The sequence below is a fragment of the Cupriavidus sp. WS genome (assembly GCF_000395345.1).
Classification (GTDB): domain Bacteria; phylum Pseudomonadota; class Gammaproteobacteria; order Burkholderiales; family Burkholderiaceae; genus Cupriavidus; species Cupriavidus basilensis_B.
The window spans coordinates 1-9,359 of record NZ_AQPL01000526.1; the positions used below are offsets into that span (position 1 = coordinate 1).

At 69.1% G+C, this 9,359-nt stretch carries 10 protein-coding genes; 3 read left to right on the forward strand and 7 right to left on the reverse strand.

Annotated elements, in window-relative coordinates:
• Window positions 1–300: 300 nt before the first annotated feature.
• Window positions 301–867: a TetR/AcrR family transcriptional regulator gene (locus tag K206_RS0133530; protein WP_020206670.1), complete on the forward strand. Its 567-nt coding sequence runs from the start codon at window positions 301–303 to the stop codon at window positions 865–867.
• Between the two features lie 75 nt (window positions 868–942).
• Here K206_RS0133530 and K206_RS0133535 read toward each other — a convergent pair whose 3' ends face one another.
• Both K206_RS0133535 and fliD read right to left on the reverse strand, forming a co-directional pair.
• Window positions 943–2,688, reverse strand: coding sequence for an MBL fold metallo-hydrolase (locus K206_RS0133535; protein ID WP_020206671.1), 1,746 nt, complete (start codon window positions 2,686–2,688; stop codon window positions 943–945).
• A 221-nt stretch (window positions 2,689–2,909) separates the two neighbouring features.
• Window positions 2,910–4,343, reverse strand: a complete 1,434-nt coding sequence (gene fliD / locus K206_RS0133540; RefSeq protein ID WP_020206672.1) for a flagellar filament capping protein FliD — start codon at window positions 4,341–4,343, stop codon at window positions 2,910–2,912.
• A 536-nt stretch (window positions 4,344–4,879) separates the two neighbouring features.
• Between fliD and K206_RS0133545 the strand changes: the two genes are divergently transcribed.
• Window positions 4,880–5,143, forward strand: a complete 264-nt coding sequence (locus K206_RS0133545) for a hypothetical protein (RefSeq protein WP_020206673.1) — start codon at window positions 4,880–4,882, stop codon at window positions 5,141–5,143.
• A gap of 106 nt (window positions 5,144–5,249) precedes the next feature.
• Here K206_RS0133545 and K206_RS44725 read toward each other — a convergent pair whose 3' ends face one another.
• The 5 genes from K206_RS44725 to K206_RS0133570 form a co-directional block, all read right to left on the reverse strand.
• Entirely contained in the window at window positions 5,250–5,678 is a 429-nt protein-coding gene (locus K206_RS44725) for a rubredoxin (protein WP_020206674.1), read from the reverse strand.
• A 104-nt stretch (window positions 5,679–5,782) separates the two neighbouring features.
• Window positions 5,783–6,595, reverse strand: a complete 813-nt coding sequence (locus K206_RS0133555; protein ID WP_020206675.1) for a dioxygenase — start codon at window positions 6,593–6,595, stop codon at window positions 5,783–5,785.
• Window positions 6,596–6,756: 161 nt separating this feature from the next.
• Window positions 6,757–7,986 (reverse strand): putative zinc-binding metallopeptidase, encoded by a 1,230-nt coding sequence (locus K206_RS40080; protein ID WP_020206676.1) that lies wholly within the window; start codon window positions 7,984–7,986, stop codon window positions 6,757–6,759.
• Window positions 7,987–8,121: 135 nt separating this feature from the next.
• Window positions 8,122–8,298: a hypothetical protein gene (locus K206_RS43355; protein ID WP_020206677.1), complete on the reverse strand. Its 177-nt coding sequence runs from the start codon at window positions 8,296–8,298 to the stop codon at window positions 8,122–8,124.
• Between the two features lie 176 nt (window positions 8,299–8,474).
• Window positions 8,475–8,759, reverse strand: coding sequence for a DUF1488 domain-containing protein (locus tag K206_RS0133570; RefSeq protein WP_020206678.1), 285 nt, complete (start codon window positions 8,757–8,759; stop codon window positions 8,475–8,477).
• Window positions 8,760–9,110: 351 nt separating this feature from the next.
• Here K206_RS0133570 and K206_RS0133575 point away from each other — a divergent pair.
• Window positions 9,111–9,359, forward strand: a 249-nt coding sequence (locus K206_RS0133575) for a PAS domain-containing protein (protein ID WP_029044388.1), incomplete at its 3' end; no start/stop codon positions are given.

The following is a 9,359-nucleotide window of genomic DNA, read 5'->3' on the forward strand; positions in this document are numbered from 1 at the left end:
GACGTCTTCACCGAAGGCGCCAATGCCTGAGCGCGGCATGCAGTACCGGGTGGCCGGCAAGTGCCGGCCACCGCGCCTGACCCGCGACGCGGCAGGCAGATAACACCGAACTGGAGTCGATGATGAATCTACGGGACAGCTTCCTGATCCTGGCCGGCTGGGTAGGGCTTTGCCTGGTCAGCGGCTCATTGATCACGGTGGTCGCGCAAGTGCTGCCCTCGTGAGCGGCGCAGCCTGACTTTTTGCGACCGCACGTGGAATTGCCTTGAGTATCTACCGGCAGATAGATAAGATCACGCCATGAAAACGAAATCCGTCCGCGAACAACTGCTCGAACACACGCTCGTGCTGATCCGCCGCCGCGGTTTCAACGGCTTCAGCTATCGTGACCTTGCCGAGCTGGTCGGGGTGAAGACCTCGAGCATCCATTATTACTTTCCGTCCAAGGACGATCTGGTACTGGAAGCGGTCAAGGAATACAGCGCGCGCATCACCGAGCGGATCCGCAATATCGACGCCAGCCTGCCGCCGCACGTGCAGGCGGAGGCCTACCTGAGCTTTCTGCGCACCGCGGCCTGCGGCGACCAGATCTGCCTGGCCGGCATGCTCTCGACCGAGACCCTGTGCCTGCCCGAGACCGTGCATGCCGAGCTCAAGGCGTTCTACCGCATGAACGAAGACTGGCTCACGGGGCTGATCGAGCGTGCCCAGAAGGAGTACGGCAAGGTCTACCCGGTGTCGCCGAAGGCGCTGGGGCAGGTGATCTACGGCGCGCTGCAGAACGGGCTGGTGGTGGCGCGGCTGTTCTGCGCGCCGGAACGGCTGGAAGCCGCGGCCGAGCTGCTGATGGCTTCGCTTACCAAATAAGGCCGGCCGGCGCCGGCACGGCACGCGGACAGTCTCTTCTCATCGTGAAAGGCCCCCGAAACCGGGGGCCTTTGCTCATGGGCGCGCCACCATGCGCCACACCCCGCCATCGTCCACCACGGCGCCGTCCACGGCGAGCTTGTGCAGGTGCGCCAGCAGCGAGCGCTGCGCCACCGGCAGCATGCGTTCCGGCACGTCGTCGTACACGCGCAGCAGCAGCACTTCGATCACGCTGTCGCCGAGCTCGCGCAGCGCGTTGAGCACCTTGGCCTCGCGCTGCAGGCGGTGGCGGATCAGCGTGCGGATCGCATCGGCCGGCCTGGCCATCAGGAAGCCGTGGCCCGGCGCCAGCCATTCCAGGTCTTCGTGCTGGAGCGCCGCCAGCGATGCCAGGTAGGCGTGCATGTCGCCGTCGGGCGGGTTGATGACGACCGTGGAGCCCTGCATCACGTGGTCGCCGGTAAACAGCGTCTTTTCTTCTTCGAGCAGGAAGCACAGGTGGTTGGAGGCATGCCCCGGCGTGTGCACCACGCGCAGGGTGCAGCCGTTGCCCAGCGCCAGCCGTTCGCCGTGCTCGAGGATGCGGTCCGGCTGGAAGGTCTGGTCCTGGCGCGGCGTGGCCGGCGCCGGGCGGCCCAGCACCGGCGCGCCGGTGGCGGCCTTGAGCCGGGGCGTGGCCGGCGAGTGGTCGAGATGGGTGTGGGTGGCCAGGATCCAGCGCACCGGGCCGGGCGCCGCGGCCAGCACGGCGGCGAGATGGGCGTCGTCGTCGGGGCCGGGATCGATCACGGCCCACTGGTTTTCGTCGGGGTCGCCGACGAAATACGTGTTGGTGCCCGGCCCGGTCATCACGTTGCCGTTGCCGGCGGTCACGCGCCACACGCGCGCCGACAGGCGCACGGCCTGCCCGGTGGCGAGCTCGTAGCGGGCATGGCCTTCGCCGTGCGGGTCGATCCGCTCGATCTCGGCATAGGCCGGCTCGCTCGGCAGCACCGGCCGCAGGCCGCCGCCGCCCTGGGCCAGGCGCGGCATGATGCGCGCGATGCCGCGCAGCTGCGCGGCGTGGTCGAAACAGGCCTGCGCGCTCTCGAAGCGGGCGATCGAGGCGAGCGTGCGGCGCGTCACCGGCACCATCTTGTAGCCGCTGGCGGCATCGAGCGCGTCGGCCGGGCGCACCCAGACATGGGCCATCGCCTCTTCGCCGTCGTGCACGGCGGTCTGCCCGGCCGGCGCGAGGGCCACGAAGAAGCGAGTGTCGAAGCGCTTGGGCAGGCCCGGCGGCGTGAGCCAGTGGCTGTGATAGGCCAGGCGGTCCACCGCCAGCCGCACGCCCAGGCGCTCGCAGATCTGCGCCATGCCCGGGCCGCCGCCGCGCGCGGGCTGGCGCAGCCAGCCATGCTGCCGCGCATCGCGCGCCTGCAGCGCGTCGAGCGGGGCGAGCGCGCCGTCGGCGCCGGCCGCGAACAGCAGGCCGGCTTCCTCGAAGCATTCGCGCACCGCTGCCAGGTAGTAGTCGAGGCCGCCGTCGGGCACGCCCAGGCGCTGGCTCGCCGCGCTGTCGTCGAGCCCCGCGCACCATGCGTGCAGCGCCTTGTCCTGCGGGTCCAGCGTGCCGCCCGGAAAGACGAAGGCGCCGCTGCTGCGGTCGTCGTTGCGCTCGGCGCGGCGCACCATCAGGACTTCCATGCCGGCGGCGCCGTCGCGCACGACCAGGATGCTGGCGGCGTGGCGCAGGGAAGACGCGCGCGCGGGCTGGGACTGGGACTGCGATTGGGGCTGGGAGGCGGAATGCGTGCTGCCGCTCTTTTGTGGCTCGCTCATGGCTGGCGGTGTCTCGTTGTGCTGGCGGGTGGCGGGGGACGTGAAGGCCCCGGGGAAGGCCCATAGTGTAGCGGCATCGCCCGGTTATGCCAGCGGGCGGCAGCGAGGCGCGAAGCGCGCGGCGGGGGAGTGCTGCCGCCGCCTCCGGACGGGGGCGGCAGCGGCACTTGCCGCGGTCTGGCGGGATCGATGAGACCCTGCCTGCGGCCTTGCCTGCAGCCTTACTTGTTGTTGCTACTGCTGTTGTTCATCGCGGCGAACTGCTGCGTGAGGTAGGTGCTGGTCGAGTTCAGCTTGGACACGATCAGATCGAGCTGCTGGAACTGCGTGCGGTAGCGGGCCATGGTGGCGTCGATGGCGGCCTGGGCCTTCGTGTACGTCTTCTCCAGGTTCTTCATGTTGGCCTGCACGCCCTCGGAGGCCGTGGTCAGCGTGCCCTTGGGGTCGTTGAACGACTTGGCCAGCGCCGACAGCTGGTTGCCGTAGCCGGACTTGCCGTCCGTGCCGCTGAACAGCTGCGCCACGCCGGTGCGGTTGGCGGTCAGGGCCTTGTTCAGCTTGACCGTGTCCAGCGCCATGCTGCCGTCGGACTTGAACGTGATGCCGACCTGCGTGAGGTTGACCAGGCTGTTGTCGCCGGCGGCGTCCTGAGGCTTGTTGAACACCGAGGCGAGCTGGTTCTGGATCGAGCGCAGCGCGCCGTCGCCGAGCAGGATGCCCGCGCTCTTGGTGTTCTTGTCGAAGCTCGCCAGCTTGGCCGCGGTGCTTTGCAGGGTGTTGTAGGCGGTGACGAAACTCTGCACGGCCGAGGCCATCGACCCGGTGTCGGTGGAGGCGATGACGGTGCTGTCGCCGGTCTTGAGCAGGTTCAGCGTGAGGCCCGGCACCGCTTCCTGCACGGTGTTGGACGCGCTCGTGATGGCCAGCCCGTTGACGGTCAGCTTGGCGTCGACCGCCTTGATGTTCTCCGTCATCGACTTGGTGCCGGCCGGGTCGTAGGTCATCAGGTCGGCGATCATGCTGGGGTCGCCCACGCCGTTGCTCGCGACCGAGACGCGCATGCTGGACTTGGCGCCGGTGGTGTTGGAGGTCAGCACGATGTGGTAGGGCGTGCTGCCGCCGTCATTGACGATGCTCGCGGTGACGCCCGAGTTCGATGCGTTGACCGCGTCGCGAATGCCTTCGAGCGTGTTGTTGGTGCCGTTGATGTTGATCTCGGCCGCCTTGGCGCTGCCGGGCGTGAAAACGCCGGCTTCGGTGATGCCGAATTCGATCTTGATCTTGGCGCTGCCCAGCGGCATGCCCTTGCTGTCGACCACGCCCTTGGACACCAGCGTCTGCGAGGTGGCCAGCTGCGATACGTTGACCGCGTAGTTGCCGGCCGTGGCGGTCTTGTCGCCCGACACGGTCAGCACGTCCTTGTTGCTCGACGACGTGGTCGTGCTGCTGTACAGGCTTGCCTTGCCGAGCGCGGCGGCGGCGGCCTGGAACGAGGACAGCGCGCCCTGCAGCAGCCCGTAGGCGGACAGCTTGTTGGTGTGGACGGTTTGCTGGTTGACGAGCGGATCGAGCTTCTTCTTTTCCGCTTCTTCCAGATTGGTTAGCAGAGTGCCCAGATCAAGTTTCGATCCGACACCTATCGAGGAAATTGCCATATTTCAGCCTCTGATAATGCGTTGGAGGGAAAATCAGCCGCACCGCCCTGGCGGTCCGGATATTCAGGAGGCCCCGGCGCGCGCAGATGGAATAGCTGGCACGCGGGGTGTTTCCCGGGCGAACAGATGATGACGCCCCGCAAGGCAGGCGCCGTATTGCGACGGGTGCCGGCGCCAGGCAGGTGATCCGGTGCCGGCCGCTGGCGGTCGCTCGCCCTTGATGCGGTCGGGTCGAGGATGACGCAGGCGCGCATCGATCCTGTCCGCGACCTGCCGGAAGAGCGCTCGACACAGTGGCGGTTGACCGGGGGGAAAGCCGCTGCCGTGTGCTTAACTCTTCACGCTCAAGATCGTAAAGGCACGCGGCCCGGGCCAATCGCCGGAACAAGGGCGGAAAAACCGGCTTGCTCGCGCTCAAAAAAGGGCGCCGGCGGCCGGCCCCCGGGGAAAACCGGGCAGCAAATGTCTGCTTTGTCCTCTAACATGCAGTCAAAAACGCATGCCCGCTCCAGCCGGACCATCCAGGGAGAAGACAAATGAACCGCAAAGGCCTGCTCGACGCAGCCGAAGTGCTGGAAGCCCTCGCGGCCGGGGCGCAACCGGACGGCAAGCGACTGGCCGCGGGCGCCAGCGCGCTGGTCGCCATCCATGCGGACCACCCGTCGTGGCGCGACATGACCGACGCGGCCTTTGCGCTGGAAGCGCTGGCGGCCGGCGGCGCGCTGGGGCTGGACCAGAAAGGGCGCGCCCGCGCCGCGCGGCTGGCGGAAGTGGTGCGCAGCCTGGTCGATCCGCTCTAGATGCCACAGGCACCACAAGCACCATAAGCACCACAAATGCCGCAATCCCCATAGACGCGACAGGGCGGCGATCCGGCGGACCGCCGCCGGCAAGGCAGGCCGCGCGTCAGAACGCGACCATCGCGAAGTCTTCCTTGCCCACGTCGCACAGCGGGCAGCGCCAGTCGTCGGGGATGTCTTCCCAGCGCGTGCCGGGCGGGATGCCTTCCTCGGGCAGACCGGCCGCCTCGTCGTAGACCCAGCCGCAGATGATGCAAACCCATTGCCGGAACTCGTCAGCGGGCGCGGCGGGCGGCGGCGCTTCGCTGGCGCCGGACGGCGCGGATGGCGGCGCGGTTGCCGCGCCGGGCTCGTCGAGACTGAATATCGCGGGCGCGTCCGTGCCTTGCCCGTGGTGGGCGAGCTTGTCCTGCAGCACGGCCAGCAGTTGCCGCGCTTCCTCCGTGGTCAGGTCGATCCAGTACGGATCGCCGGCGCCGTCGTTGAGGCGCGCGGGGGAAAACTGCAGTTCGATTGCGGTGCCTTTCTTGTACATGCCTGTGGAATGAATGCTGGAATCCGCGCGGCGCCGCCGGGCGGCGCGCGCGTGGATAGGGGTGTCGGAGCGATGCGGCCGGAAGCCGGCGGCGATATTGTCGTTCAGTTCCGCCCGGCTCGCAGCGAGCCAAACACATACGACTCCATCGACAGCATGCCGTAGACGATGCCGCCGTCGATGACCTGGACCGGATCGCCGGCCGTGGCCGCGCCGAGGGCCACCAGCAGCGGCAGGAAGTGCTCTTCGGTCGGATGGGCGCGGGCGGCGTCCGGCGCCTGGCGGCGGTAGTCGAGCAGTGGCGTCATGTCGCCGTCCTGCATGGCCTTGCGCACGGCTTCGCGCACCCAGCCGGTGAACCTGGCCACGTAGGGCGCATCGCCGCCATCGCCGCGGAATTCGTGGAGGTTGTGCGTCAGGCTGCCCGAACCCACGATCAGCACGCCTTGCGCGCGCAGCGGCGCCAGCGCGCGGCCGAGCGCGAGTGCGCCGGCGGGGTCCAGCGGCTGCGGCAGCGACACCTGGAATGCCGGCACGCCGGCGTCCGGGTACAGGTGCAGCAGCGGCACCCACGCGCCGTGGTCCAGGCCGCGCTGCGCGTCGGTCCGCGCCGCAAAGCCGGCTTCGGCCAGCAGCGCCGCGGCGCGCCGAGCCAGTTCGGGATGGCCCGGGGCCGGGTATTGCAGCGCGTACAGGGCGGGCGGGAAGCCGCCGAAATCATGGATGGTCTCGGGATATTCGGCGGTGCCCACGCCGGCGCCGCCGCGCGTCATCCAGTGGGGCGACACCACCAGCACCGCCGCCGGCGGCGGCAGCGCGCGGCCGAGCGCGGTGAGTTGCGGGCCGGCCAGGCCGGGTTCGACGGCAAAGGTGGGCGCGCCGTGCGATATGAACAGAACGGGGAGGGGGGCTGACACGAGGTTTCTCCGGTACGCCGGCGCCGCTGTGCTTTGCGCATCTGGCGGCGGGGTCGACGGCGGAGTTTATTGCCTGCGGACGAGGCGATAAACCCGGATTGGCGCGACATATAGTCTCGCCAGCCGGGACAATCGAGGGAAATGGAGAGGGTGCGGGAAGGTCAGGACGGAGCGGCCGAGCCACCGCCCGCGGCCGTGCCGGCAGCGGGCTGCGCAGCCGGCATTTCCGCCGCCGCGGGCGTTTGAGGCGTTTCCACCATTTCAGCCGGTTCCGTCGCTTCCGTCGCTTCCACGGTTTCCACCGGCTCCGGCGAAACCGGCGCCTCCACGATTTTCGGCTGCGGCCCGGCCGCCACCACCTCGTGCACGAAACGCAGCTTCTCCACCACCTTGGGCGACAGCGCGAACGGATAGCCGTCCGCGAGGCCCAGGCTGCGGTTCAGGCTGTTGAGCACATAGGTCAGCGGATACCAGCGGTGCATCAGGCTGTCGAAGCTCGACACTTCCACCGGCGTCTGGTCGGTCAGCACCGGCTCGCCCGCGGTGCTCGGCTTGAGCGCCAGCCCGCACGCGGCGGCGGTGTCCACGGTATCGACGATGTGCAGGTAGTGCGCCCAGGTCTCGGCCCAGTCTTCCCACGGATGCATGGTCGCGTAGGCGCTCACGTAGGCCTGCTCCCAGCCCTGCGCCGCGCCCTGTTCGTAGTGCGCCGCCAGCGCCTCGGCGTAGTCGGCCCGCTCGTCGCCGAACAGCACGCGGAACGGTTCGGTCCAGCGCGTGCTGGCCACCAGCTGGTCGAAATAATAATGGCCGAGCTCGTGCCGGAAATGGCCCAGCAGCGTGCGGTAGGGCTCGCTCATCTCCGAGCGCGTCTTTTCCCGGTGCGCATCGTCGGCCTCGGCGATGTTCATGGTGATCAGGCCGTTGTCGTGGCCGGTCATCACGCGCTCCTCGCCGACGTCCTCGAGGAAATCGAACTGCAGGCCGCCCTCGGCGTCCACCTCGCGCGAGACCACCGGCAAGTCCAGCGCCGCCAGCGTATAGAGCGCCCGCCGCTTGGCGGTCTCCAGCCGCCACCAGTAGAGGCGGTTGTTCGGCGTGGCCAGGAACGGCGTGGTGCGGGTCAGCTCGCAGGACGCGCACAGCGTGTCGCCGGCGTCCGCCGGGATCATCCAGTTGCAGACGTCCTGCACCGCGTAGTTGTGGCATTGCCGGTGGAGCGCGCCGGCGGCCTCGTCGTTCAGGCAGCGCCACACGCCGTCGCCGGCGGGCTCGAAGGCGCAGATCTGCGAGAGTTCGGGAACATAGCCGAGCAGGGCGCTGCAGCGCTCGCACGAGACGTTCTCGAAGAACACGAGGTTGCCGCATTTTCCGCAGTGGAATGTCTTCATGGCTCGCCTGTGGTTTTGCGCGCGCCCGTCCGCGCCGCCCGTGCCATTTTCACATCTGCAGCGCGGATTTACACCGCCGGTAACAACTGCACGCACGGCGGCGGGCGGCGCCCACGCCGCGCGGCGGCGGGCGCGCTACTGCTGCGGGCAGTGGCGCGCGCCCTGGCCGAGCCGGTCCGCCGGCTGGCCGTTTTGCGGGTCGCGCTCGCCCGGCTGGCTGGTCTTGCGGCCTTCGCCGGGCTGCTCGGCGTAACCGCGTTGGCTCGGGCTGGGCCGCCCGCTTGTCTCCGTCCGCCTGCGCAGATCGTTCATGGCGCGTCTCTCCATGCTTGAAAGGGGTCTACCGTGGCTCGCCCGGCAACGGTGCATGCGGCACCGGGCTGCATCAAAGCTGGCAAGTTCCGTGCCGGCGGATGGCCGCCTTGCCAGCGCGGTTCCGGCTCCGCCCTTGCAGCCAATGCAGATACCAGGGAATGCCCCGGTCCGCGCTACACCGCAAAACGAAAATGACCGCTATGCAGCACGATGTTGTGGGCCGCCGTCATCTCGAACAATTGCCGGGCCACGCTTTCGATGTCGTCGCGGTGGCCTTCGAAGGCCTGTATCAGGTCGCCCTCGCGGTGCGAGCGCGCGCCGAAGTGGTCTTCGAGCGCCTCGGCGGTGATCGCGTAGCGGGCCGGCGCGCCGTCCACGCAGGCGGGACAGGCGAGGCAGAGTTCGGCCGAGCAGTAGGAAGGGATGGCCTTGGGAAAGCGGACCTGCTTGACGGACATGGGTGATCCCCGGAGCAAGAAAGCGAAGAAAACGGCAAGGACGGCGGCAACGACGCGGCGCTCAGCCGCGCCGGCTTGCTGCCAGTCTAGGCAGGGCCGCGGTGGCCGCAAGGCGAATCGCGCGGTTGGCTGACGGGCATCAAGGAAGGGGAGTTTCCGGGCCGCGCTGCCATCGCACGCTGCCCGGCGGATACCTTTGACTTGCACCGGCCCCGGTATAAGCTTGCCCTGTCGATATGCCGCCCGCCGCACGCGCGGCATGCGCGTGCCGGCTGTCGTTCCCGCCTCATCGCGCTTGTGATCGTGCGTGATCATGCTTGTGATCGCGTTCGTGCCCGCGCCGGAGCAGAAATGACCAACGAGGCATTGCCGGGACTGATTGGCGGCATCTACGACGCGGCCGCGGCGCAAGACCGCTGGCCCGCCGCCGACCGCCAGCGCGCGCTGGCGGGGCTCGCCGCGCTCGAATCGATGCCGCTGGCCGTGGTGGTGGTGGACGACGCCATGCGCGTGGTGTTCGCCAACGACGCGGCCGGCGCGCTGGCGCGGCGGCCGCAGGCCAGCCTGCGCATGGCGGCGGCCGGCCCCGCTGCCGGCGGG